Below are 23,147 nucleotides of genomic sequence, written 5' to 3'. Positions count from 1 at the left end.
TCGCATTAAGGGGCTGGCTTTAGTCAGTCCCAATAAGTAGAGCGAGCGATTTGAACTAGTTGTCAGGGCTTTACGTTATTTTCCTTAAGCCGTGAATGCTCGTTAAGTTCAGCGTCGATGAAGGCAGCAATCATGGCGCGATAAACCCTTTCCACCACCTCTGGATTGGCGCCTTGTTCTTGTGCAAGGGAGATGACTTTGGCGATGACCTGCTCTACCCGGTTGGGGGCTTTTACTTCCTCTGTCGTCTTCTTGAAGGGCGCGGCCTTGGCGACAAAGGCGCCGCGCCTTGCAAGCAATGCCACGATTTCACTATCTATCTTGTCGATATGCTCGCGGACTTCATTCAGTGAGCTACAGCTGACTTCCATATATGAGGCGTTCCTGTTTCTGGCTTGAATGATAACGTCTGGTTAAGAGGCGGGTTTAGCCTGTTACGAGTGAACGAAGCGAACGGCCTGAACCACTTGCTATTTATATAACTGTGCCAATGTCCCTGCAACGAAACACAGCAGACCGATCGTTGACCCTATGGTGGGAATGCTAAACCAATATTTTTTAGACAATGCAAGATAGATCAATGCAATGATTGGCGCCGCACTCATGAAAAAGACAGAAGCTTCCAGGAAGGGTATATAGAAAGTGGATAAGTATAAATAAGTGACGGAGAAAAACAGCATGCCAATACCGTGACTGATGTTAAATCCAACCCATGCACGCCACATATTTGTTTCTTTTGTGATGGCCAGGGATGACGATTTCATAAGCCCCATCACATCAGATTGATATGGTATTAATTTCTTGGGGTTAAATGTGTCGGTGATTGTGTAGACCGTATGCAGAATACCAAGTACAAGGAATGGTATACAGCCTGCGATGTATAAGTATTTTGTGATCACGAAAAACTCCTTGTATGTGCATGAGGTTTGGTTAAGGGGTAGGCTTTAGTCCATTCCCGCGAGTGAAAAATCCAACACTGGGATACCCACACTTTGGTGTGCTGGCTATGCAGCGTCTTGCTCAGAAAGGTGGGTGTCCTGATTTGTTGCTTCAGTGGATGCTGAGACTGGCGGCCAGGTGGTGAAGATAGTCATAACTGTGCCACTGCACGGTACAGAGAGAGAGCAAGGCTAATGCCCCCAAGACACCTTGATCCCAGTGCAGTAGCAATATCCGCAACGCATGCACTATGCAGAGACCCAGGCTCACCAGATATGTGAGGGCTAACGCCACTTCAATCAAATCCGATATACCGTAGGGATCATTCGGATTGTGATAAAGCAGGTCATAGCCAAAGGCACGAAATGCGAGTCGGATCAGAAACAGGAAGGTGCAAAGGATGGCCAATCGTTTTGTTTTTAGGTTGATATTTGTCATTCCGCCAGGGTCAGATGGAGAAAGTACTGGGACACCCGCACTTTTGTGGCTTGGCTATGCAGTGACGATATCAAAAAGGTAGGGGACATAATTTCCTGATGCCTATAGAGAATGTAATGACCGAGCGAAGATAAATATCTTTGTTGTGCTCTTTTATTACTCTTATTTTTCTCTATTCAACACTCTAGTATAGGGGCCAATACATGAGTCATACTTTTCCTCCAAGCACATTAAAAGTTCGTTTCCAGATGATGAAAATACTAAATGAAACGTATAGTCACTCATGTCTGGCATTGGCATACCAAGGCAATCAGTGCCACCATTGTCAGTTAGAATATGTTCCTCTAAAGTGTAAAAACCGGATGGAGATGGTGTGGAGGTGATATTGTATTTCGATGTTAAAACTTGCTCCGATGCATGGGAATATAAAATGCCATCAGGCTTGAAATTATGTCTCTCATAGCACTTAGTTCCTGAAACGTGAGCTTCCCATTCACCTAGAATTATATTCTCGATGTTTTTAGATGTAGTTTCTTGCTGTTCAGCATAGCTGACAGCACTATAGAGTAGTAATGTGGAAATGAATAACGGTCCTGTCATGATAACTTTCTTACTCATAATGTTTAAATAATAACATTGGGATCCCCACCTTTTTGTGGCTTGGCTATGTAGCGTCTTGCTCAGAAAGGTGGGTGTCCTAATTTCTGTCTTTAACCGATGGTCAGATGCCGATGTTCTCTCTTCTTGTCGGCTCTGTTTCGTGTAAGTAACGGGTAAACGTGTCTTTCGGGCGTTCAAGACCATGTTCTGCCAGCACTCTTGAGGCCATGCCACGATGATTGCTGCCATGGGTCAGCAAGTGCAGCAAAATCTCCTCTACGCTCAGCTGCCCAATACCACCATCGATAAATCGAAACGTCACATTACGCTGTAGCTCGTCAGCGGTCACGGCTTGCGTGAAATCAACAAGCCAGGCGTCGTGCTGTTCCATCGTCTGGCGTAATGTCGATAATGATGGCGTGTCAAGGGTATTGTCCCCACTGTATTTCTCCGGCTCACCTGAAATACGGCTAATGAAAAGACTGTCAACTACCGTGGTGTGATTTAAAATCCGAATGAAAAAGGTGGCATCGCTTTCGGGTAGTTGTGAAAACTGCCTTTCTCCCAAATCAAGCAGCTCATTGTTTGCCCATTTCTTATATTGAAACGCCTTGTGAAAATGCATTCTTTCTCCATGGATTGTTTTTTGATGGGGCAAGTGTGTATACACAGAGGTATCTGCCTTTATCTATTGATGATGCAGACGAGATCAGCAAGGTGGGGACTGAATTTACAGCTCATCCATCGCACCAAATTTTGTATGCTCGCAAGTGATTGAATACCACCTCGGCACCAGGTGTTTACATGATTGAGTCAATATGGTACTCGGTCATGTTGTCGCTATTGCTTGATATGCTGGTTGCATAATGAGAAAACAAAGCCTTGGCCATGTCGTTTTCATTGTCGACAAACACAGCCCATTTGGCCCTTTTGATAGGGAAATTCCCTGATACGACGTCATAGATGACTCTTCTCCCATGACCCATCTTTTGATGGTGTGGATTCACGGCGATGTCGGTGATCACATTAAAACCATGGATGCCATCATCAAGTTGAATGCCAATGACACAAATAGGCGTGCCTTCACTGTGCAACACATATGCTGGAGAATCATCACTCAGTACACAGGTCAACCAATTCGGGTCTAACACAGGGCCAAGCCATTTGCTGATGGCAGCATGCTTATACCAATCTGAGTACCACTCAAAATCGGTTTCTTCAAAGCGTCTATATACCATTACCTTACTCTCAGGCATTAGGCTCAGCTTTCTGGGTGCTGGCCATGCTGCGCTGGATGGTCACTGACCAGTCGTCCATACATGGCTGAATCGGAGACAGTGCCATTCACTTCCCAACGCTGCCTTAGCAGTCCCTCTCGGGAAAATCCGAGTTTCTCTAATGCTTTCGCTGACGACTGGTTGTCTGGGTCTATCTCTGCTTCGATTCGTCTCAATCCCAATACATTGAAGCCGTACTGGATCAAGGCCTCCCCTGCCTCATTGATATAACCCTTTCCCCAGCAAGCGCGACTCAAGCCAAAGCCGATCTCGGCACGCCTGGATGCGCTGTCGTAGCTAAAGAGCATGCATTTTCCAGCCAGCTTGCCTGTGGACTTCAGATACATGCCGAGGATGATGGCTTCTTGACGTTGCATCGCACCGCTGCTCTGTGCAATGAAGTCCAGGGCGTCTTCAATGGAAGTCCACGGCGCCGTATTCCAGTAACGCATGACCTCAGGATCAGAAAATATCTCTAGCAGGCTCTCAGCATCATGGGCCATCAAGGCTCTGATGGTTAGCCGCTCGGTTTCAATGACTGGGGAAAATAACTCTTTCGACACGCATCCTCCATTCTTATGTCTAAAGCCCGCCCAAGGGGCTGGCAGCGTATTAACACAAAGCTAAACCAACACAACCGTAACCATTACGACTCAATGGGACGGGAAACGCCACGGGTTGACAGTCCCTCTGAGGCGTTTGTTATGCCAGTGGCCATTCACTGCGCAGAATAGCCAAGACGACCGTATCCCACCATTGCCCTTTAAAAAAGCGATGTTCACGAAAATACCCTTCTTGCCTCATTCCCAACGACTTGCAAAGTTTTATCGCAGCCAGGTTTTTGCTTATGGTTTCGGCATAGATGCGATGCACATCCAGTTCATTAAAGCCAAAATCCGCTAGTTCTCTAACCGCTTCCTCTATCAAGCCTTGACCTTGAGATTTCCGCTCAATGCCACAGCCCATCGATGCTTGATTATCAGGTTCAAGACGCAGACAAACGGTACCGATAAACTCACCCGTCAATTTACTTTCTATTGCCAACTGATAAAACTTGCGCGGAACTTCATGTGCTTGCTCTACAAACAGCTTTATCAATTGACGATACTTGTCAGAATCACAATCTGACTCACTGTAAAAACGCTGATACTTATTATCTTGGGACATCGCCACAAAAGCATTTTCATCACTGAGTCTCATATCACGCAGGATCAAATGCTCGGTTTCTAATTTGAACATAGGCGCTCTTTCCTCATGGTAAGGCATAACGCCGCGTTAAGGGGCGACTACGCTAAACCGCCCAAGCGCAGCCATTGCGCCGTAAACACTAAAACTAATTCAAACAAAAAAAACCAAGCGTTAGGAGTCCCTCTTGAACGCTTTGTTATGTGTTAACTCAGTGCACTATTATTTCATGCCCGCACCGACTGTGGCACGAACGGGAATACCCGTTGGATCAAAATTATCTAAGCAAAACACATTAACGCCAAAATAATCTGGCGTAACACGTTTTCGATGAAATGGATAAATGCCACAAACACTACAAAAATAGTGCTGTGCGGTGTTTGTATGGAATTGATATGTTGTTAATGACTCCATACCAGACAAAACTCTCATAGAGGTTTCATGAACTTTAACCATTAAAGCGTTTTTACGGGCACAAATAGAGCAATCACAAGTAGTTAATTCAGGAAGATCGGTATCGATCTCGAATTGAACCGCTCCACAGTGGCATGACCCACTAAAAGTTTTCACTTTGCTCATGCTGACTTCCTTGTTCGATATCAAAACACATAACGTTTGGTTAAGGGGCGGGCTTTAGCCCGTCCCAGAGAGCGAAGCGAACGGTTTGAACCAGTTGTTAGAGGTTGGAGCTGAGTTTTGTGCGGCATAAACGAACAAAGGCTTCGTAAACCGCAACAAATTCTGATGCTTTGAGATTTATGACCTTTGCGTCCTCAATTACGGAGGCTGGTCTAGCTCCGCCTGACACTCGTTGATTGTAAGAATATACAGATGCTAGAGAGCTTTGCTGGTGCTGGCTGAAAAGCCGTTTCTCAAGCCAAAATCTCGAGCTTTCCTCCTTCCTGGCCCAAAGCCCTCAATCATGGTGCCATCACGGCAACCACAGCCAGTCACACCAAGGCCTGCTCAAAATGGTGGATGTCCCAATAATTTTTTCTGAATTTTCCCTAACGCTGCGCTCACCGATAAATCATTAGCGTAGCGAGTAATTTATCCGCGCGTAGCGCTTTGTTATACCTATTTACTCTGATATTCCGATAACTCGCAGCTTAAACGATAGAATTTTTGTGGAACCTCAACCTCCCTTTCAAAAAAAGACTTTAGATTTTCTACACTTGTAGCTTTTATATCTGCCAGCACTGTTGATTGTGATGGTCCCAAGTAAACAACCGGCACCCCTGAGCGAATGTTGGCGCATTCATTTTTATTGTTGAAGTCTAACATGTGAGCCAGTTTGTATATCTTCGATGGTAAAACCTCCTCACTTAGGTCGTTATTCGACCACCCCCAGAAGACTACTAACAATATAGTTGCCAATATAGGAAATGCAAATGAATGAACGGGGGGTAACTTGTAGTTCCTGTCATTGCTGAACTTAGACTTAATGTAACCAATGGCATCGAATGCAAAAAATATCGCAACGATGCCCACTAAGGCTAGGAATGGGAGTACGTAATGAAAGAAAAACAAACCAGATGTAAAAGTTAAAGTAAACGGAAATGCTGATGCATCAACGCCAAATACAGAATTTATAGAGCCAGCTGCTTTTCCTGTAGAAAAGACAATTAGCCCTGAAATTGCAACTGATGCAACTAGCTTAGTAAATCCAAATTGCCACAGATTACGAAAAATTGAAAAATTTTCAATTGATACCCCAATGTACAATGTAGCTAGAAAAATACCCCAAATTTTTATGGTAAAGCTATTTTGTTGCAACCAATTAAAGTCATGACTTTCTCTGGAGCCGTTGATAATTAGCACTAGTGCTACAAATGCCAATAAGCCAAGCGACCAGCTAAGATTGAAGTCTTTTTGTTCTGATTCATTCTTTCGTTTCCAATCTTCCTCCCTCTGCCGTTCAAGAATTTCATAAACGTAAGTTTTTAATGTGTTAACACCACTGTTTGACTTTTCGTTCTCGGAAATCTCTTCGTAAAGTGCAGCTAAGTATTCTTCTTTGCTTGATGGCTTTTTAAACTTAAATTCCAGTTCTTTACTTTCGTACACTTTCTGATTCCTTGTGAGGTATAACGCCCACCTAAAGGGCTGACAGCGCATAACGCTAACTCAAGCAAAACAACCGTAACCACTACGGCTCAATGGGACGGGAAACGCCACGGGTTGACAGTCCCTCTGAGGCGCTTGTTATACCTGCTTTTCAAGCCAAAATCTCGAGCTTTCCTCCATCCTGGCCACAAGCCCTCAATCAGGGTGCCATCACAGCAACCACAGCCAGTCACACCAAGGCCTGTTCAAAATGGTGGATGTCCCAATTATTTTTGGTTTGTTAAATTCCCTTTCCAGAGAGTTCATCAAACCTAGACTTGAAACTTGTCCAAACATTGTGTAACTGTGGATGGAATGACTCTAGGGGTTCACATTTCCCAGAAGATCCTAGTCGACGCTTAATAGCTATAATTTGAGAGTGGCTATCTACACACCTTTCTTTAATCTTCTCAAGCAGGAAAGATTCTACTTCGTGAACATCTGGTCGCTCGGATGGAGTGATAGAAAGCATTCTTTGTATAAAAATCTTAAACTCTTCACTCACATTTTCATTTTCGCCCTTAATCTGACATCCGCTATGAACCCATGCCTTCCAGTCATTACTTCTTAACCATTTTTTACTATTCCCTTCCAAAGGTTCAGGCCAGTAATCAGCTAGTTTGATTCCCACAGGGTGACAACCATTACTAAGTAACTCATAGAATATAACCCCCAATGCAAACACATCAGTTTTTGGTGACAAGGCTTCTTTATTCCACTGTTCTGGTGCTATATAAGGCCTTGTACCTTCAAAATAACTATGTTTTATAAATGCATTTGCTAACCCAAAATCAGCTACCATTGCAAATTTATAGACGTCTAAATTTGGAGGAAGACGAAGGCTCTCTCTGAGGTCTCTGATAAAAATATTTCCCGGCTTCAGGTCTTGATGGCAGATTAGTCCATTTTCATAGCAGTGCGTTAAACCAAGACATATGTAATATACCAAAGACAGTTTTTCTATTTCTGACGTTGCACCACATTTTATAACTTTATCTAAGTCACTACCCCAATAACGAAATAGTGCTACTGGAACACCCATTACTACCTTGAAATTAAACGCCCAATTTACAAGTGAGTTATGGTAGTAATCAAGTTGATTCTCAAGCTCTTGAATAAATCGCTTGGCAATTTCATCCTTAGATATTCCTTTTCTTAATTTGGGGGCTTTAATGCACACATACCTAGGTACCACATTTTTACCTTGATCGAAAATGTAAATATCTCCAGCCATACCAGACGTTTTTGCCACGCATACTGTGTCGCCTTTTAAAGTTTCTGAAAGCATTAACACTTTCAGATCATCTTCGAGTGAATAAAAATCTATATCTTCCATTGCTATTTTTATTTTAGTTACCGCATAGGCCTTCAACCGTGATTAGACAGAAGGCGGTGCTAATCCGATAGCAGAGCTTTCCATAGAACTCTGCTCTGCCCTGATAGTTGCCACGAAAAAACAAATTAAATAAAAATATTACCCGTCTACCTCTGATACTTGGATGTATTCGCTTGGCGTCCTCGTTTAAAGCTACCATTGCCCCTCTCTCTATAAAGAAACAGTTCATGGGCCGGCTACGGCAAATTCCAGCAAAGCTACCGCCCCTGAGTTACAGCCCCCAGTTCGCTGCTTTTCACCTGCGAGATAGCATCCATCGCTGCCATGACGCTCTCCCCAGAGGTTGATTGTCGTTTGGCTATCATAAGGGGCCTGATTGAGGCATGGGAAGAGGAGGATGATAAAAACCTGAGCGGGTTCAACCAATTAGTGAGCAACCGCTGCTTTTAGTGGGCTCAGGGCTGATAGAGAGTGCGAAAACTCCCCTCACCCTGGCCCTCTCCCGAAGGGAGAGGGGATAAAGATATAGGAAGCAAAAGAGATAAATAGAAAAGGGAGCCCAAGTGGGCTCCCTTTATGCTGGCTGGCTGGCTGGCTGGCTGGCTGGCTGGCTGGCTGGCTGGCTGGTCAGGGTCAACGGCATGTGACCCTATACCTGCCCCTACTTATTGGTCGCCGCCTTCATCCCTTGCACAAACTCCTTCAGGCGAATGAGCATGCGGTCGGGATCCTGCTGATGGGTCTCGATGATCTTGACCACGGCGGAGCCGGAGATGGCGCCGGCGGCGCCCGCCTTGATGGCCTCCTTCACCTGCTGGGGATCGCTGATGCCAAAGCCGAGCAGGGCAGGGGGGGCCTTGAATTCGTTGAGGGTATTGATCAATCCCTCCACCGGCATGCCCGCCTTGGTCTCGGCGCCGGTCACCCCTGCGCGGCTCACCAGGTAGGTATAGCCAGAGCCCAGCTCGGCCACGGCTTTGAGGGTCTCGGCGTCACCGTTGGGCGGGGCGATGAAGATGCTGTCGATGCCGAACTTGTCGGCGGCCGCCTTGTAGGGGGCACACATCTGCACCGGCACGTCCGCCACCAGCACCGAGTCCACCCCGGCTTGCTGGCATTTTTCATAAAAGCCGTCGATGTGGCGCACATAGACCAGGTTGGCGTAGACCAGCAGGCCAATGGGCATCTGGGGATACTTGGCCCGAATGCGGGTCAGCAGCTGGAAGCAGCCATCCGGGGTGGTGCCGCTGGCAAAGGCCCGCAGCGCGGCCCCCTGGATGGTGGGACCGTCGGCGACCGGATCGGAGAAGGGAATGCCGAGCTCCAGGGCATCGGCGCCCCCCTCGACCAGGGCATCGACGATGGCGAGCGACAACTCGGGAGTGGGGTCACCCAGCATCACGAAGGGGACGAAGGCGCCCTGCTTGGCGTGTTCCAGACGGGAAAACAGTTGTGCGTAGCGATTCATTTGCGGGTTCCTTCTTTTTCGAAGCTCTCTGTTTCCAAAATATCGGCAACGGTGAAGATGTCCTTGTCGCCACGGCCGGAGAGGTTGACGATCAGCACCTGCTCCTTTTCCGGCTCGCTGCGGGCCATCTTGAGGGCGTGAGCCAGGGCGTGGGAGGATTCCAGCGCTGGTATGATGCCCTCGCTTCTGGCCAGCTCCTGGAACGCGTCCAGGGCCTCCTTGTCGGTGATGGAGACATACTCGGCGCGGCCAATGGCGGCCAGGTGGGCGTGCTGGGGGCCGACGGAGGGGAAGTCCAGACCCGCCGAGACGGAGTAGGACTCCTGAATTTGCCCCTGCTTGTCCTGCATCAGGTAGGAGTGCATGCCAAAGAAGACCCCCTTGCTGCCGTGACCGAGCGGCGCACCGTGCTCGCCACTCTCGATGCCGTGGCCACCGGGCTCGACGCCGATGAGGCGCACCCCCTCATCCGGGATGAAGTCGGCAAACATGCCGATGGCGTTCGAGCCGCCGCCGACGCAGGCGATCACCGCATCCGGCAGGCGCTCTTCCTTCTCGAAGCACTGCACCTTGGCCTCTTCCCCGATCATCTTCTGGAACTCCCGCACGATAGTGGGGAAGGGGTGGGGGCCGGCGGCGGTGCCGAGCAGGTAGTGGGCGGTCTCGTAGTTGGCGGCCCAGTCGCGCAGCGCCTCGTTGCAGGCATCTTTCAGAGTGCTGGAGCCGGAATGCACCGGTATCACCTCGGCGCCCATCAGCTTCATGCGAAACACGTTGGGCTTCTGGCGCTCGCAATCCTTGGCGCCCATGTAGACCCGGCACTTGAGGCCGAGCAGGGCGCAGGCCAGCGCCGTGGCCACGCCGTGCTGACCGGCGCCGGTCTCGGCGATGATCTCGTGCTTGCCCATGCGCTTGGCGAGCAGGGCCTGGCCCAGCACCTGGTTGGTCTTGTGGGCGCCGCCGTGCAGCAGGTCTTCACGCTTGAGATAGAGGCGGGTCCTGGTGCCCTTGGTCAGATTGCGGGTCAGGGTGAGCGGGGTGGGGCGGCCCGCATACTCGGTCAGCAGGGTCTGGAACTCGGCTACGAAGGCGGCATCCTCCCTGGCATCGACGAAGGCCTTCTCCAGCTGGAGCAGGGCGGGCATCAGGATCTGGGGCACATACATGCCGCCAAATTCACCAAAAAACGGGTTGAGCAGGGTCATGGTTATCTTCCTTTACATTCTGCAATTGAGTTCAGGTATGAGCCTTGGCGGGCTGAGGCGTATGGCTGGGGCACATACATGTCATCGACGAAATTCACCAATAAACGGGTTGAGCAGGGTCATACATTATTCCTTGTGCTGATGTGCAAACGCAGTTCATTAATTTGTTGAATGAGTCACTGGCACTCTCACAGTTGGCGCAAGGCGCCAAAGGCGGCCGCCAGCTTGTGGGCATCCTTCTGGCCCGGGGCGCTTTCCACCCCTGAATTGAAATCAAGGCCGAGGCAACCGACCCGGGCGGCCTGCAAGGCGTTGTCGGGGTTGAGGCCCCCGGCCAGCATCAGGCGGGACTTGTCGAGCCCGGCCAGCAGGGCCCAGTCGAACGCCTGGCCGGTGCCGCCGCTCTGGCTGCCCACTTTCGTATCGAGCAGCAGGCGATCCGCCGGGTAGTCGAGAGAGGGCAGGGGCTCGCCGAGCGTCATGCCGACCGCCTTCCAGACGTGGCAGCCCGCTGGCAGCAGGGGGCGCAGGGTCTCGATATAGGCGGCGTCCTCCTCCCCGTGCAGCTGCACGGCGGCAAGGCCGAGCGCCGCCACCGTCTTGGCGATGGTTTGGGGCTGAGCGTTGCGAAACACCCCAACATAGGAGAGCGGCGCCCCCGCCATCAGGGCGCGGGCACTCGGGATATCCACGTAGCGCGGGCTCTTCGCCACGAAGATGAGGCCGCCGAACACGGCGCCGGCGCGGTGCGCGGCGGCGGCATCCTCGGCCCGGGTCAGGCCGCATACCTTGTTCTGGCCCAGCACAAGCTTGCGCACTGCGGCCTCCAGATCCGGCTCACCCATGAGGGAGGAGCCCACCAGGAAGCCCTTGGCATGCTGGCGCAGTTCGGCGACCTGGGCACGGTGCTTGATGCCGGACTCGCTGATCACCACCCGATCGGCGGGAATGTCGGCCGCCAGCTGCTGGGTGCGAGCGAGATCGACGCTCAAATCCCGCAGATCCCGGTTGTTGATGCCAATCACGGGGGCGCCGAGCGCAATGGCGCGATCCCGCTCCTCTTCGTTGCTCACCTCGGTGAGCACCCCTAGACCCAGCTCTTTGGCCACCTTGAACAGGGCGCGATAGCCCTCGTCGGTGAGCACGGAGAGCATCAGCAGGATGGCGTCCGCCTGATAGTGGCGGGCCAGATAGACCTGATAGGGGTCAATCATGAAATCCTTGCACAGCACCGGTTGCCGGACCCGGCTGCGCACCCGCGGCAAAAAGGCGAAATCCCCCTGAAAGAACGGCTCGTCGGTCAGCACAGAGATGGCGGTGGCGTAGTGGCCATAGACGTCGGCGATGGCCTCCGGGCTGAAGTCGTCCCGGATCAAGCCCTTGGAGGGAGAGGCCTTCTTGCATTCGAGAATGAAGCGGGTGGAGCCTGCCCGCAGCTCCCCCTCGAAATCCCGATCGCTTGGAGTGAGCGCGCCCTGGAAGCTTTCCAGGGGCTGGGCCAGCTTGCGGGCCGCCACCCACGCCTGCTTGGCGGCCACGATCTTGCCGAGAATGGTCTGGCTGAGGGAGGCCATGTTCAGAAAGGGGTGAGGGGCAATGAGCTCTGACATCTCGTTATCCTTGCGAAGCTGGGTACTGTCTTGGGTGGTGGCTGACATCATGCCTCCTGATGGCTCAGGGCGGCGAGATCCCGGGCGAGGCGAGCTGTCTCGCCGCTGGCGAGCACCGTCAGCACCTGGGCGGCCGCCTGCTTGAAGTCCGGGGCCTTGCCCGCCATCACCAGCAGCGGCGCCACGTTGGCGGCGATGGCGGCGTTGTGGGCCGGGGTGCCTTCTCCGGCCAGGATGGCGGCGGTGATGGCGCGGTTCTCTTCCGGCTCACCGCCCTGGATGGCACTGACCGGGTAGGTCGGCAGACCAAAGTCCGCCGGGGTGAGCAAGTACTCGCGAATTTCGCCGTCGCGGATCTCGGCCACCTGGGTCGGTCCGTGAATGGCGATCTCGTCCAGGCCCGCGCCGTGTACCACCATACCGGTTTTCAGACCCAGCGCCAGCAGGGTTTCTGCGATGGGGCGCACCAGCTCGGGGGCATAGACTCCCATCAGCTGATAGCTGGGACGAGCGGGGTTGATGAGTGGCCCCAAGACGTTAAATAGCGTCCTGGTTTTCAAGGCCTGGCGCACCGGCATGGCGTGGCGCACCCCGGCGTGGTACTGGGGGGCGAACAGGAAGCAGATGCCGAGCTCGTCCAGACAGCGGCGGGCCTGGGCCGGGCTCATGTCGAGCCTGATCCCCATCTTGTCCAGCAGATCGCTGGAACCCGACTTGCTCGATACCGAGCGGTTGCCGTGCTTGGCCACTTTCAGGCCGCAGGCGGCGGCCACCAGGGCCGAGGTGGTGGAGACATTGATGGTGTTGAGGCCATCGCCCCCTGTGCCGACGATGTCGCAGAAGGCATAGTCCGGGCGCGGGAAGTCGCGCGCTTCGGCCAGGAGGGCCTCGGCGGCGCCGGCTATCTCCTCCGGGGTCTCGCCCTTGAGCTTGAGGGCGGTGAGCAGGCTGGACAGCACTATGGGGTCCACTTCGCCGCGCACCACCTGGCCGAAGGCATCGCGGGCGGCGTCGCGGGTGAGAGACTGTCCCTGATAGAGGGTGTTGAGATGATGATGCATGGGGTCTCCTTACCTTAACGCACGTGGCTTTCGGGACGGGTGATGTGGGCGAGGGCCTGGGTCAGCAGGCGGGCCCCTTCGCTGGTCATGATGGATTCCGGATGGAACTGGAATCCCAGCACGCGATCGTCCCCCTGCTCGACGGCCATGGGCATGCCCTGATAGTGGGCAATCACAGTCAGCTCTTGTGGCACATAGGTGGCCACCAGGGAGTGGTAGCGAGCCACCGGCAGCGGGCTCGGCAGGCCGGCGAAGGCGCCGTGGCCGTTGTGCTCGATGAGAGAGCGTTTGCCGTGGACGATTTCCCCCGCCGCCCCGACGGTGCCGCCATAGGCTTCACACAGGGCCTGATGACCGAGGCAGATGCCGAGGATGGGCACCCGGCCCCGGGCCAGCTTGATGAGATCGATGAGGCAGCCCGCATCGACCGGGGCGCCGGGCCCGGGGGAGAGCACCAGCACGGCATCGCCGCCGCAGGACTCGATTTGCGCCATGATGCGGCTCGCCGGCAGGCTGTTGCGATAGATGCGCACCGGGTAGCCGAGGGAGCGGAACTGGTCGACGAGGTTGTAGGTAAATGAATCGAAGTTGTCGAGCAGGAAGATGTTAGTGGCTGTTGATGCGGTACTCATGGGCGCACGTCCTTATGTTGCTCCTGCTGGGCGCTGAGGGCCTGCAAAGAGGTGCCATGGCTGGCGGCGATGGCGGCCAGCACGGCGGCCGCCTTGGCACGGGTCTCGTCCGCCTCGGCCTGGGGTTTGGAGTCATAGACCACGCCGGCACCGGCCTGGACATGGGCGATGCCGTTCTTCACGAAGGCGGAGCGGATGACGATGCAGGTATCCATCTCCCCTGCGCCGTTCAGATAGCCCACGGCGCCGCCATAGCTGCCCCGTCTGCGCCCTTCCACCTCGCGAATGAGCTCGCTGGCCCGCAGCTTGGGGGCGCCGGTCAGGGTGCCCATGTTCATGCAGGCCTGGTAGGCGTGCAGGGCATCCAGATCCGAGCGCAGGGTACCCACCACCCGGGAGACCAGGTGCATCACATGGCTGTAGCGATCCACTTTCAGCAGATCTTTGACATAGCGGGTGCCGGGTTCGGAGATGCGGGCGATGTCGTTGCGACCCAGATCCACCAGCATCAGATGCTCGGCCACCTCCTTCTCGTCCTGGCGCAGTTCCAGCTCGATGCGGCCATCGAGATCCAGGTTGATGCTGCCGTCCGGGTTGAGGCCACGGCGGCGGGTGCCGGCGATGGGGTACATCTCCACCTCCCGGCTCCTGGCACAGAACTTGACCGCGCTCTCGGGGGAGGCGCCAAACAGGGTGAAGCCCTCGTCCTGCACATAGAACATGTAGGGGCTGGGGTTGGTCTGCTTGAGGCGGCGATAGGCGGCGAGCGGGCTCGGGCAGGGCAGGGAGAAGCTGCGGGACGGCACCACCTGGAAGATGTCGCCCCGGCGGATGAAGCCCTTGAGTTTTTCCACCTCGGCGCAGAATTGCTTGTCTCCCTTGTCCACGCTCATGCCTGTCGTCAGCACAGGGGCGGGCAGCGTGACGGCGAGGTCCTGCTGGCAGGCCAGCTTGAGAGCCGCCAAGCGGTCGGTCAGCCGGGCACAGCGCTCGTCCAGGTCTCCTTCGCCACCGAACAGGCAGGCGCTGAGCTGAGTGCTCTGCTTGATGTGATCTATGGTGATCAGGGTCTCGGCCACGTAGAAGCAGTAGTCGGGACAGTCGTTGCTCCCATCCGGCACCTCGGGCAAGTCTTCGAACGAGGCGATCAGGTCATAGGCGAAGGTGCCGGCCATGAACAGGGCTGCCTTGCCCGCCTGGCATTGCAGCTCCCGCTGCAGGGTGCGCAGCACGTCCAGCACGCCACAGCCCTTGAGGCGGCTGTCTTCATCGAGCGCCCTGTCCGAGGCGGGCACCGTCAGTACCAGCTCGGCTTGCTCGTCGTGGCGCTCGATGGCGGCAGGCAGGCGAGCCCGCAGCAGGGCCAGCAGGGCCAGACCATTGTCGGTGAGGGGGCGCACCCGCACGGTGCGACCGCGGCACTCGATGCGCAGGCAGGCATCCACCAGCAGCAGGCTCTGGGTGCCCGCCTTGGAGTCGATCTCCACGGACTCGAGCAACAGGGTGTTGGCGCGATCCTGGCAAAGCCGGGTGAACAGGGCCAGAGGATCGGCCACATAGGGGGCGTTGAGCGCGATCGCATCAAATTCGCCAAGGGATAAGGGGGTGGTGCTGCCTGTCATGATGCTGTCCCTTGCATGTGATGGAAATTACCGATGTTCATGATGTTGTATCTCTTGAATATGAATGGGTGTTGGCCGGGTCGATGGGGTTGCCATCGCCATGTCTGCGCCCTTATCTGAATTCTCGGTTTCATCACGGGTCCATTTGCCGGATAATAAAAAAGCCCGCTGGGGTCAGCGGGCTTTTTCTTTGGGTTCTTAATTTGCTGTCAGATTACAGGTACAGCAACGACCACACGCCCGCATGTCAGGGAGTGTGCCACCACCAGATGGTCAGGATGGAAGTCGTTTGCATGATTGAGTCCTGTAAAAAGCTGTTTGCAATGAAGTGCCTACAGAAAACGATAAAGCGGCTGCCAAGTCAAGTCGCTTTTTGCCAATTCGCCCTGAACCATGCGAGCGAGATACCGATGCGATTCGATCTGCACTGCCATACCACCGCCTCGGACGGTGTGCTGACACCCGGGGAGCTGGTGCGCCGCGCCGCCGAGAAAGGGGTGGAGGTGTTGGCGGTCACTGACCACGACACCCTCGACGGGCTTGACGAGGTGAGAGCCACCATCCGCGCCGAGCAGTTGCCGCTGCGCCTGGTGAGCGGGGTCGAGATCTCCACCGGCTGGGAGCACCACGAGATCCACATAGTGGCCCTGGGGGTGGATGAAAAAAATCCGCAGCTGGTGGCCTTTTTGGCCGGTCAGCGGGCCCGCCGGGAGGCCCGCGCCCTGGAAATTGGCCGCCGTCTGGAGAAGTGCCAGATCCCGGGCACCTATGAAGAGGCCAAGGCCCTGGCCGGCGATGCCGCCGTGACCCGGGCCCATTTTGCCCGGGTGCTGATGGCGCGCGGGGTGGCCGACACCATGCAGAAGGTATTCAAAAAGTACCTGAGCCGTGGCAACAAGGGGTATGCTCCGGCCGAGTGGCCAGAGATGGGGGAGGCCATCAGCGCCATTCACGCCGCCGGCGGGCTGGCGGTGCTGGCCCATCCCAGCCGCTATGACCTCACGGCAAAGTGGATCAAGCGGCTGCTGGTGGCCTTCAAGGCGGCCGGTGGTGACGCCATGGAGGTCTCGTTGCCCCAGCAGAGCCCCCAGGAGCGGGCCAACCTGGGTCAGTGGGCCAGGGAGCACGACCTCTGCATCTCGGTGGGATCGGATTTTCACTTCCCGTCCAGCTGGACCGAGCTGGGCCGCCATCTCTGGCTGCCCAAGGAGGGGATGCCGCTCTGGCTGGCCCATCCCGACCATTTTGGCCTCAGCCGCGAGGAACATCAGACCCTGCTTGCCAGCCGTGCAGGCTGATGCGGCGTCCGCACAGGTCCCCGTGCCTGTAGTAAAGTGGCTATTGTTTTGATGGCAGGATGAGCCTGCCCTATTCCGGGAGGAATATATGAGTCAGCATTTCTACGTACACCCAGACAATCCCCAGGCCCGTCTCATCAATCAGGCGGTGCAGATCATTCAAAACGGTGGCGTCATCGTCTATCCCACCGATTCCGGCTATGCCCTGGGCTGCCAGATGGGCGACAAGGGCGCCCTGGAGCGCATCTGCCGCATCCGCCGCATCGACCCGAATCATGACTTCACCCTGGTGTGCCGGGATCTCTCCGAGATCTCCACCTATGCCAAGGTCGACAACACGGCGTTTCGCCTGCTCAAGAGCAATACCCCAGGGGCCTATACCTTCATCTTCAAGGCGACCAAGGAGGTGCCCCGTCGCCTGATGAACGAGAAGAAGAAGACCATAGGCATCCGAGTGCCGGACAACAAGATTGCTCTGGCCCTGCTCGAAACCCTGGGGGAGCCCCTGCTCTCCACCACCCTGATCCTGCCGGGTTCCGAGATGGCGGAGTTCGACCCCGAAGAGATCGCCGACAAGCTGGGCAAACAGCTGGATCTGGTGCTCAACGGCGGTTATCTGGGCGAGCAGCCGACCACTGTGGTGGATTTCTCCGATGACGAGCCCGTGGTGCGTCGCCGCGGCGCCGGGGACCCCACGCCGTTTGAGTGAGGTCGGCACGCCATCTCGCGAGATGGAGACGATGACGGTGATGGCCGCGCCCATCGCCACCGTGCTGGGGCAGCCCTATCATGAGCTGCCCCAGGATCTCTTCATCCCCCCCGATGCACTCGAGGTGTTCCTCGAGACCTTCGAGGGGCCGCTGGATCTGTTGCTCTATCTCATCCGGCGCCAGCAACTCGACATCCTCAACCTGCCTATCTTGCAGATCACCACCCAGTACATGGGCTATGTGGAGCTGATGCAGGAGCTCAACCTGGAGCTGGCGGCCGAATACCTGCTGATGGCGGCCTGGCTCGCCGAGATAAAATCCCGGATGCTGCTGCCCAAGTCCCCCGAGCTGGCGGAGGAAGAGGAGGGGGAAGACCCACGCGTCACCCTCATTCGCCGCCTGCAGGAGTACGAGCGCTACAAGGTCGGCGCCGAGCAGATGGACGCGCTGCCCAGGCTGGAGCGGGAGATCTTCGTCGCCAGCGCCTTGCCGCCGGATTTCGGTGCCCTCAAGCCGCTCTCCCCCGATGTTTCCCTGGTGGAGCTCGCCCTCTATATGCAAAGTGTGGTAAAACGCGCGACGCATTTTGAACATCACCAGATCCGCCGCGAGCAGATCCCGACCCGGGTGCGGATGGCGGAGATCCTCGCCCTGCTCTCCCTGGGGCAGACCCTGCGCCTTGAGCAGGTGCTGCGGGCCGAGGAAGGGCGCATGGGGGTGCTGGTCACCTTCCTGGCCCTGCTCGAGCTGTGCAAGGAGCAGCTGATCTGGATCCTGCAGGCCGAGCCCCTGGGACCCATCCACTTCGCCCTGGCCAGCCAGACAGAGGAGACGCCCCCCCATGTCCAGTGACACCAGTGCCCCTTGCGCGTGCAAAGGGCGTGAGTTCATTAATTCGCCAGCGAACTTGTGGTATGCTGCGCCCCGCGATTTTGAGCCAGGGTGCCGGCCCGGCCGGATCCTGGTTGCGGGCGCGCAGGAGGTGAGCCATGGCCCTGCCCGCTGAGCGGCTCAAGACCCTGCTCGAGGCGGCGCTGTTTGTCGCCGGGCGCCCGCTGACGGTGAGCGAGCTCAAGGGGAGCGTGCTGGCGGATTATCCCGTCACCAGCCGCTACGTCCAGCTGCTGCTGGCGGAGATCCGGCAGGATTACAGCGAGCGGGGAGTGGAGCTCAAGGAGGTTGCCTCCGGCTGGCGCTTCCAGGCCCGCCAGGAGTATGCCGAAGAACTCTCTCGCCTGTGGAGCGAGCGGGCGCCCCGCTATTCGCGGGCCGTGCTGGAGACCCTGACGCTGATTGCCTACCGTCAACCCATCACCCGGGCCGAGATCGAAGCGATCCGCGGGGTGGCGGTCTCGAGCCAGATAGTGAATACCCTGAAAGAACGTGGCTGGGTGCGCAGCATAGGCCACAAGGAGGTGGTGGGTCGCCCCGAGCTGCTCGCCACCACCCGTGAATTTCTCGATTACTTTAACTTGCAGAGCCTGGAGCAGCTCCCCGAGCTGGACACGTTACTGCAATCCCCCTTGCCGGCCATGGCGGGCGAGGGTCAGGACAATCCATGAGTGCCCCCGTGACGGGATGGCACCTCAATCATGATGGCGGGGCCCGAATCGGGCTCCCCGCCGTCGTTACCCTTGCCCGGGGTGCCGGGCAGGGATCAACAATCAGGTAACCCCGATGAGTGAAAAACTGCAAAAAGTGTTGGCCCGCGCGGGTCACGGCTCCCGTCGTGAGATGGAGGCCCTGATCACCGCAGGTCGGGTCAGTGTGGATGGCAAGGTCGCCACACTGGGGGATCGCGTCGAAGTGAACGCCGTGATCCGGGTGGATGGCCACCAGGTCAAGACCCGTGCCGCAGAAGAGCAGATCTGCCGCGTACTGGCCTATCACAAGCCGGAAGGGGAGATGTGTACCCGTCATGATCCCGAAGGCCGTCCCACCGTGTTTGATCGCCTGCCCAAGATGGAAGGGGCCCGCTGGATAGCGGTGGGGCGCCTGGACGTCAACACCTCCGGCCTGCTGCTGTTCACCACGGACGGCGAGCTGGCCAACCGCCTGATGCACCCGAGCCATCAGGTGGAGCGGGAATACGCGGTGCGGGTCTTTGGCGAGATCACCGAAGCCATGCTGCAGCGCCTGCGCAAGGGCGTGCAGCTGGAAGACGGCATGGCCAAGTTCAACAAGATCAAGCCCGCCGGCGGCGAGGGGCTGAACCAATGGTTCAACGTCACCCTGACCGAGGGACGCAACCGCGAGGTGCGCCGCCTGTGGGAATCCCAGGAAGTGCAGGTGAGCCGTCTGATGCGCATCCGCTACGGCGACGTCAAGCTGGACCGCACCATTCCCCGCGGTGGCTGGATGGAGCTGAAACTGCCCGAGGTGAACTACCTGCGCGGCCTGGTGAACTTGAACAACGAGACCGAATCCAAGGTGGATCTGCAGCAGGATGGCAAGAGCAGCCGCCACAAGCAGGCCGCCCAGATCCGTCGCGCCGTCAAGCGCCACAAGGAGATGCAGGGCAAGGAGCCCCGCGCCCGCAGTGCGAGCGCCCGTCGCAAGCCGACCTCCTCCACCCGCAATTCCGGAACCGGCAGCAAGTAATTCCGGTCGTCATCGCCAAAGAGCCTGCCCCGCAAGGGGCAGGCTCTTTTTATTGGGCCTTCGCCACTACAGGGAGGCGGCGGCGCGAGACGCCTGATCATAGAGGCTGGCAAACAGTCGCAGCTGCTGCGCGATTTCCGCGGCCGAGGCGTTCGCTCCGGCCAGACCGCTCTCCACTATCACCTGGATCAGACACTGTTCGCGGATCTCGCTGTATTGGTGGCACAGGGCGGCGCCGGTCGGCGTGGTGCTGAAATGCACCTCCTTGCCCACCTTGGTGCGCGCCGCATACCCCAGGGTCACCAGCTTCTTCAGGGCATAGGTGGCGACATGGGTATCCTCGATGTTGAGCACGAAACAGATATCGGCGAGCCGCTTGGGACGATCCCTGTGGTTGATGTGGTGGATGAGCAATACCTCCAGCGCGGTCAGCCCCTTCTCGCCGGCGGCCCCCATGCAGCGCACGACCCAGCGGTGGAAGGAGTTGTTGAGCACGGTCAGGCCGAACTCCAGCTCCGAGAGGGCGGGGGCCTGAGCCGAGACGAGGTGGGCCGATGAGACGATGGAGGGGGACTTGGTCATGGAGACTCCTTTCCTGATGAGAGGCCAGCGAGACGGCCGGCGTGTCCTGTGATGACGTATTGTAGATAAATTATCGATGTTTTGTTGATATCTTTGCTGTATGTTAATCAAATGTTTTTGCTTTGGGGGCTGTATGGGATCGAGTGAGTGTCGCCTCTACCCGCTGGGAGAGCGGGCCCTGGTGCTGGAGACGGGTCTGGGGGCCGATCTGATCGGCCAGCGGCGAGTCTGGTGGCTGGCACAGCGTCTGCGCGAGCAGGGCGGGGGCGAGCGGTTGGAGGAGATAGTGCCGGGGATGAACAACCTGACCCTGGTGTTCGATCCCGAGGTAACGGACCCCACCTCTCTCGGGTTGTGGCTGACCGAGTTGTGGCGCCAGGGGGAGGAGCTCGACTACCGGCCGCGGGAGCGGGAGATCCCGGTGCACTACGGCGGTGAATGGGGCCCCGATCTGGAGGAAGCCGCCCGCCACTGCGGCCTGACACCGGCCGAGCTGGTGGCGGGTCACAGCGGCGGCGATTACCGGGTCTACTTCCTCGGTTTCCAGCCCGGCTTCGCCTATCTGGGGGGGCTGGCGCCGGCGCTGGCCGTGCCGCGGCGCAGGGAGCCCAGGCTGAAGGTCCCCGCCGGCAGCGTCGGCATCGGTGGGGCCCAGACCGGCATCTACCCGGCGGCGAGCCCCGGCGGCTGGCAGCTCATCGGGCGCACGGATCTGACGCTGTTCGACCCAAGGCGTGACGAGCCCTCCTATCTGCTGCCCGGCGATCGGGTGCGCTTCGTCCCCCTGGGAGGTTCCCCATGCTAGAGGTCATCCGCCCCGGGCTCCAGAGCACAGTCCAGGATCTCGGCCGCGCCGGTGTGCGCCATCTGGGTATCGCCCAGGGGGGCGCCCTCGACAGGGAGGCGCTGATCCTGGCCAATCGCCTGGTGGGCAACCCCGCCGGGGCGGCGGGGATAGAGCTGGTGCTGGGGGCGGCCGAGTTTCGCCTGCTGCGCGATGGCTGGCTGGCGCTGACCGGTGCCGACTGCGCCGCCACCCTGGACGGTGAACCTGTCTGGCATGGCTGGCGCTGGCGGGTGCGCCGGGGTCAGCACCTGCGCCTGTCGGCCCCCCGCCATGGCATGCGCACCTATCTCGCGCTGGATGGGGGCCTGGCCGTGGCCCCTGTGATGGGATCGCGCGCCACCGAGTTGCAGGCCGGCTTCGGGGGCCATCAGGGGCGAGCCCTGCTGGCCGGTGATCGCCTGCCCCTGGGGGCACCGCTGGCCCATGACGGCCCCCTCGGCGCCCGGCTGCGCGAGTCCGACGCCTGTCTGCGCGTCTTGCCCGGCCCCGAGCTTGACGAGTTCGAACCGGCCGCCGTGGCGGCGCTCTGGCAGGGGGAGTGGCGGCTCAACCCCGCCAGCAACCGGATGGGGGCTCGCCTCGACGGGCCGACGCTGGTGCGCAGCCATGGCCGGGAGCTGGCCTCCCACGGCGTCCTGCCCGGCGTCATCCAGGTGCCCCCTGGCGGCCAGCCCATCGTGCTGCTGGCCGATGGCCAGACCACGGGCGGCTACCCGCGCATCGGCTGCGTCATCGACGCGGATCTCTGGAAGCTGGCCCAGTTGCGGCCGGGGACGCGGCTGCGTTTCTCCCCCGTGACGCGGGAGCAGGCCCTGGCGGCGCGGCGCGAATGGCAGCAACACCTCTATCGTTTCGAATGGATGGCTTATGGAAAGACACATTGATCTCAACGCCGATCTGGGGGAGGGCTACGACTCGGATGCCCTGCTGCTGGACCTTGTCAGTTCCGCCAACATCGCCTGTGGCTGGCACGCCGGGGATGCGTCCCTGATGGTCGAGACGGTCCGACTGGCGCTGGCCAAGGGGGTTGCCATCGGTGCCCACCCCAGCTTCCCGGATCGGGAGCACTTCGGGCGGGCGCCCATGGCGCGGGAGCCGGCCAGGGTCTATGCCGACGTGCTCTATCAGGTGGGGGCCCTGGCCGCCCTGGCCAAGGCGGCCGGTGGCAGGCTGGCCCACGTCAAGCCCCACGGCGCCCTCTACAACCAGGCCGCCCGGGATGGCGCCCTGGCCGATGGCATCGCCAGTGCCGTCGCCAGCCTGGATCCTTCCCTCAAGCTGATGGGTCTGGCGGGCAGCGAGCTGATTGCCGCCGCCCGGCGCCATGGTCTGACCCCCATCGCGGAGGTCTTCGCCGATCGCGCCTATCTGGCCGACGGCTCCCTGGCACCGCGGGGCCAGCCGGGCGCCGTCATCGACGACGAGGCCAGGGCGCTGAGCCAGACCCTGAGCCTGGTGACGCGGGGAGAGGTGCAGACTCTGGACGGACAACGGCTGGCGCTGCTCCCCCAGAGCATCTGCCTGCACGGGGATGGCGCCCATGCCGTCGCCTTTGCCCGGCGCCTGCGGGAGGCCCTGATCGCAAACGGGATATCGATAAGGCCTCATTGAAGGGGCGAATTCAGGCCGC

26 protein-coding genes are annotated in these 23,147 nt (G+C 57.6%); 8 read left to right on the top strand and 18 right to left on the bottom strand.

Going from position 1 to position 23,147, the window contains the following annotated elements; genetic code table 11:
• Positions 1–62: 62 nt before the first annotated feature.
• From ACEUCR_RS04680 to ACEUCR_RS04600, 17 genes are all read right to left on the bottom strand, one after another.
• Positions 63–371 (bottom strand): chorismate mutase, encoded by a 309-nt coding sequence (locus ACEUCR_RS04680; protein ID WP_408788387.1) that lies wholly within the window; start codon positions 369–371, stop codon positions 63–65.
• A 99-nt stretch (positions 372–470) separates the two neighbouring features.
• Positions 471–899 carry an LIC_13387 family protein gene (locus tag ACEUCR_RS04675; RefSeq protein ID WP_408788384.1) on the bottom strand — a complete coding sequence of 143 codons (429 nt, stop codon included), beginning with the start codon at positions 897–899 and terminating at the stop codon, positions 471–473.
• Between the two features lie 151 nt (positions 900–1,050).
• Positions 1,051–1,377, bottom strand: a complete 327-nt coding sequence (locus ACEUCR_RS04670) for a hypothetical protein (RefSeq protein ID WP_408788381.1) — start codon at positions 1,375–1,377, stop codon at positions 1,051–1,053.
• 162 nt (positions 1,378–1,539) lie between these two features.
• Positions 1,540–1,977: a hypothetical protein gene (locus ACEUCR_RS04665; protein ID WP_408788378.1), complete on the bottom strand. Its 438-nt coding sequence runs from the start codon at positions 1,975–1,977 to the stop codon at positions 1,540–1,542.
• 121 nt (positions 1,978–2,098) lie between these two features.
• Complete coding sequence (locus ACEUCR_RS04660; protein ID WP_408788376.1) at positions 2,099–2,602, bottom strand: DinB family protein; 504 nt, start codon at positions 2,600–2,602, stop codon at positions 2,099–2,101.
• A gap of 175 nt (positions 2,603–2,777) precedes the next feature.
• On the bottom strand, positions 2,778–3,233 hold the full coding sequence (locus tag ACEUCR_RS04655; protein WP_052448082.1) for a GNAT family N-acetyltransferase: 456 nt from the start codon (positions 3,231–3,233) through the stop codon (positions 2,778–2,780).
• Positions 3,234–3,238: 5 nt separating this feature from the next.
• Entirely contained in the window at positions 3,239–3,817 is a 579-nt protein-coding gene (locus ACEUCR_RS04650) for a GNAT family N-acetyltransferase (RefSeq protein WP_408788372.1), read from the bottom strand.
• Between the two features lie 139 nt (positions 3,818–3,956).
• The gene (locus tag ACEUCR_RS04645; RefSeq protein ID WP_408788369.1) at positions 3,957–4,493 is read right to left on the bottom strand and encodes a GNAT family N-acetyltransferase; all 537 of its coding nucleotides are present in this window, start codon (positions 4,491–4,493) and stop codon (positions 3,957–3,959) included.
• Positions 4,494–4,661: 168 nt separating this feature from the next.
• Positions 4,662–5,018: a GFA family protein gene (locus ACEUCR_RS04640; protein WP_408788366.1), complete on the bottom strand. Its 357-nt coding sequence runs from the start codon at positions 5,016–5,018 to the stop codon at positions 4,662–4,664.
• Between the two features lie 498 nt (positions 5,019–5,516).
• The gene (locus tag ACEUCR_RS04635) at positions 5,517–6,506 is read right to left on the bottom strand and encodes a hypothetical protein (protein WP_408788363.1); all 990 of its coding nucleotides are present in this window, start codon (positions 6,504–6,506) and stop codon (positions 5,517–5,519) included.
• 280 nt (positions 6,507–6,786) lie between these two features.
• Positions 6,787–7,881 carry a protein kinase domain-containing protein gene (locus ACEUCR_RS04630; RefSeq protein ID WP_408788361.1) on the bottom strand — a complete coding sequence of 365 codons (1,095 nt, stop codon included), beginning with the start codon at positions 7,879–7,881 and terminating at the stop codon, positions 6,787–6,789.
• A 661-nt stretch (positions 7,882–8,542) separates the two neighbouring features.
• Positions 8,543–9,349 carry a tryptophan synthase subunit alpha gene (gene trpA, locus ACEUCR_RS04625; protein WP_042000765.1) on the bottom strand — a complete coding sequence of 269 codons (807 nt, stop codon included), beginning with the start codon at positions 9,347–9,349 and terminating at the stop codon, positions 8,543–8,545.
• A complete protein-coding gene (gene trpB, locus ACEUCR_RS04620) occupies positions 9,346–10,554 on the bottom strand; it encodes a tryptophan synthase subunit beta (protein ID WP_408772011.1) in 1,209 nt (402 codons plus the stop codon). The genes trpA and trpB overlap by 4 nt, the downstream gene beginning before the upstream one ends.
• 188 nt (positions 10,555–10,742) lie before the next feature.
• Complete coding sequence (gene trpCF, locus ACEUCR_RS04615; RefSeq protein WP_408788358.1) at positions 10,743–12,164, bottom strand: bifunctional indole-3-glycerol-phosphate synthase TrpC/phosphoribosylanthranilate isomerase TrpF; 1,422 nt, start codon at positions 12,162–12,164, stop codon at positions 10,743–10,745.
• Positions 12,165–12,211: 47 nt separating this feature from the next.
• Positions 12,212–13,225 carry an anthranilate phosphoribosyltransferase gene (gene trpD, locus ACEUCR_RS04610; RefSeq protein WP_408788355.1) on the bottom strand — a complete coding sequence of 338 codons (1,014 nt, stop codon included), beginning with the start codon at positions 13,223–13,225 and terminating at the stop codon, positions 12,212–12,214.
• A 14-nt stretch (positions 13,226–13,239) separates the two neighbouring features.
• On the bottom strand, positions 13,240–13,857 hold the full coding sequence (locus ACEUCR_RS04605) for an aminodeoxychorismate/anthranilate synthase component II (RefSeq protein ID WP_041998171.1): 618 nt from the start codon (positions 13,855–13,857) through the stop codon (positions 13,240–13,242).
• Positions 13,854–15,479, bottom strand: coding sequence for an anthranilate synthase component 1 (locus ACEUCR_RS04600; RefSeq protein WP_408788353.1), 1,626 nt, complete (start codon positions 15,477–15,479; stop codon positions 13,854–13,856). The genes ACEUCR_RS04605 and ACEUCR_RS04600 overlap by 4 nt, the downstream gene beginning before the upstream one ends.
• A 410-nt stretch (positions 15,480–15,889) precedes the next feature.
• Between ACEUCR_RS04600 and rnm the strand changes: the two genes are divergently transcribed.
• The 5 genes from rnm to rluB all read left to right on the top strand — a co-directional run bounded on the left by rnm (position 15,890) and on the right by rluB (position 20,088).
• The gene (gene rnm / locus ACEUCR_RS04595; RefSeq protein ID WP_111873693.1) at positions 15,890–16,777 is read left to right on the top strand and encodes an RNase RNM; all 888 of its coding nucleotides are present in this window, start codon (positions 15,890–15,892) and stop codon (positions 16,775–16,777) included.
• A gap of 88 nt (positions 16,778–16,865) precedes the next feature.
• Positions 16,866–17,486: an L-threonylcarbamoyladenylate synthase gene (locus ACEUCR_RS04590; protein WP_041998178.1), complete on the top strand. Its 621-nt coding sequence runs from the start codon at positions 16,866–16,868 to the stop codon at positions 17,484–17,486.
• A gap of 31 nt (positions 17,487–17,517) precedes the next feature.
• A complete protein-coding gene (locus ACEUCR_RS04585) occupies positions 17,518–18,339 on the top strand; it encodes a segregation and condensation protein A (protein ID WP_408788350.1) in 822 nt (273 codons plus the stop codon).
• Positions 18,340–18,476: 137 nt separating this feature from the next.
• Complete coding sequence (scpB, locus tag ACEUCR_RS04580; RefSeq protein WP_408788347.1) at positions 18,477–19,049, top strand: SMC-Scp complex subunit ScpB; 573 nt, start codon at positions 18,477–18,479, stop codon at positions 19,047–19,049.
• 115 nt (positions 19,050–19,164) lie between these two features.
• The gene (gene rluB / locus ACEUCR_RS04575; RefSeq protein ID WP_041998183.1) at positions 19,165–20,088 is read left to right on the top strand and encodes a 23S rRNA pseudouridine(2605) synthase RluB; all 924 of its coding nucleotides are present in this window, start codon (positions 19,165–19,167) and stop codon (positions 20,086–20,088) included.
• 66 nt (positions 20,089–20,154) lie between these two features.
• On the opposite strand, the gene ACEUCR_RS04570 is transcribed toward rluB, so the two are convergent.
• A complete protein-coding gene (locus ACEUCR_RS04570) occupies positions 20,155–20,670 on the bottom strand; it encodes a winged helix DNA-binding protein (RefSeq protein WP_408788344.1) in 516 nt (171 codons plus the stop codon).
• Between the two features lie 133 nt (positions 20,671–20,803).
• Between ACEUCR_RS04570 and pxpB the strand changes: the two genes are divergently transcribed.
• From pxpB to pxpA, 3 genes are read left to right on the top strand one after another with little or no spacing between them, the layout of a single operon-like run.
• Positions 20,804–21,475, top strand: coding sequence for a 5-oxoprolinase subunit PxpB (pxpB, locus tag ACEUCR_RS04565; RefSeq protein ID WP_111873691.1), 672 nt, complete (start codon positions 20,804–20,806; stop codon positions 21,473–21,475).
• Positions 21,469–22,401, top strand: a complete 933-nt coding sequence (locus ACEUCR_RS04560) for a 5-oxoprolinase subunit C family protein (RefSeq protein ID WP_408788341.1) — start codon at positions 21,469–21,471, stop codon at positions 22,399–22,401. Before pxpB ends, ACEUCR_RS04560 begins: the two co-directional genes overlap by 7 nt.
• On the top strand, positions 22,385–23,128 hold the full coding sequence (gene pxpA / locus ACEUCR_RS04555; RefSeq protein WP_408788339.1) for a 5-oxoprolinase subunit PxpA: 744 nt from the start codon (positions 22,385–22,387) through the stop codon (positions 23,126–23,128). The genes ACEUCR_RS04560 and pxpA overlap by 17 nt, the downstream gene beginning before the upstream one ends.
• Positions 23,129–23,147 lie beyond the last annotated feature (19 nt).

Origin of the sequence: Aeromonas bivalvium (assembly GCF_046078285.1) — a bacterium.
Lineage (GTDB): Bacteria > Pseudomonadota > Gammaproteobacteria > Enterobacterales > Aeromonadaceae > Aeromonas > Aeromonas bivalvium.
Note: the sequence above shows the minus strand (reverse complement) of the source record. Positions and strands in the feature narration are given on the sequence as shown.

Excerpts from the sequence above, each read along its gene's own strand:
- ACEUCR_RS04680 (WP_408788387.1), bottom strand. The coding sequence starts at position 371 with ATGGAAGTCAGCTGTAGCTCACTGAATGAAGTCCGCGAGCATATCGAC.
- ACEUCR_RS04670 (WP_408788381.1), bottom strand. The coding sequence starts at position 1,377 with ATGACAAATATCAACCTAAAAACAAAACGATTGGCCATCCTTTGCACC.
- ACEUCR_RS04665 (WP_408788378.1), bottom strand. The coding sequence starts at position 1,977 with ATGACAGGACCGTTATTCATTTCCACATTACTACTCTATAGTGCTGTC.
- ACEUCR_RS04660 (WP_408788376.1), bottom strand. The coding sequence starts at position 2,602 with ATGCATTTTCACAAGGCGTTTCAATATAAGAAATGGGCAAACAATGAG.
- ACEUCR_RS04655 (WP_052448082.1), bottom strand. The coding sequence starts at position 3,233 with ATGCCTGAGAGTAAGGTAATGGTATATAGACGCTTTGAAGAAACCGAT.
- ACEUCR_RS04645 (WP_408788369.1), bottom strand. The coding sequence starts at position 4,493 with ATGTTCAAATTAGAAACCGAGCATTTGATCCTGCGTGATATGAGACTC.
- ACEUCR_RS04640 (WP_408788366.1), bottom strand. The coding sequence starts at position 5,018 with ATGAGCAAAGTGAAAACTTTTAGTGGGTCATGCCACTGTGGAGCGGTT.
- ACEUCR_RS04630 (WP_408788361.1), bottom strand. The coding sequence starts at position 7,881 with ATGGAAGATATAGATTTTTATTCACTCGAAGATGATCTGAAAGTGTTA.
- trpA (WP_042000765.1), bottom strand. The coding sequence starts at position 9,349 with ATGAATCGCTACGCACAACTGTTTTCCCGTCTGGAACACGCCAAGCAG.
- trpB (WP_408772011.1), bottom strand. The coding sequence starts at position 10,554 with ATGACCCTGCTCAACCCGTTTTTTGGTGAATTTGGCGGCATGTATGTG.
- trpCF (WP_408788358.1), bottom strand. The coding sequence starts at position 12,164 with ATGTCAGAGCTCATTGCCCCTCACCCCTTTCTGAACATGGCCTCCCTC.
- trpD (WP_408788355.1), bottom strand. The coding sequence starts at position 13,225 with ATGCATCATCATCTCAACACCCTCTATCAGGGACAGTCTCTCACCCGC.
- ACEUCR_RS04605 (WP_041998171.1), bottom strand. The coding sequence starts at position 13,857 with ATGAGTACCGCATCAACAGCCACTAACATCTTCCTGCTCGACAACTTC.
- ACEUCR_RS04600 (WP_408788353.1), bottom strand. The coding sequence starts at position 15,479 with ATGACAGGCAGCACCACCCCCTTATCCCTTGGCGAATTTGATGCGATC.
- rnm (WP_111873693.1), top strand. The coding sequence starts at position 15,890 with ATGCGATTCGATCTGCACTGCCATACCACCGCCTCGGACGGTGTGCTG.
- ACEUCR_RS04590 (WP_041998178.1), top strand. The coding sequence starts at position 16,866 with ATGAGTCAGCATTTCTACGTACACCCAGACAATCCCCAGGCCCGTCTC.
- ACEUCR_RS04585 (WP_408788350.1), top strand. The coding sequence starts at position 17,518 with ATGACGGTGATGGCCGCGCCCATCGCCACCGTGCTGGGGCAGCCCTAT.
- scpB (WP_408788347.1), top strand. The coding sequence starts at position 18,477 with ATGGCCCTGCCCGCTGAGCGGCTCAAGACCCTGCTCGAGGCGGCGCTG.
- rluB (WP_041998183.1), top strand. The coding sequence starts at position 19,165 with ATGAGTGAAAAACTGCAAAAAGTGTTGGCCCGCGCGGGTCACGGCTCC.
- ACEUCR_RS04570 (WP_408788344.1), bottom strand. The coding sequence starts at position 20,670 with ATGACCAAGTCCCCCTCCATCGTCTCATCGGCCCACCTCGTCTCGGCT.
- pxpB (WP_111873691.1), top strand. The coding sequence starts at position 20,804 with ATGGGATCGAGTGAGTGTCGCCTCTACCCGCTGGGAGAGCGGGCCCTG.
- ACEUCR_RS04560 (WP_408788341.1), top strand. The coding sequence starts at position 21,469 with ATGCTAGAGGTCATCCGCCCCGGGCTCCAGAGCACAGTCCAGGATCTC.
- pxpA (WP_408788339.1), top strand. The coding sequence starts at position 22,385 with ATGGAAAGACACATTGATCTCAACGCCGATCTGGGGGAGGGCTACGAC.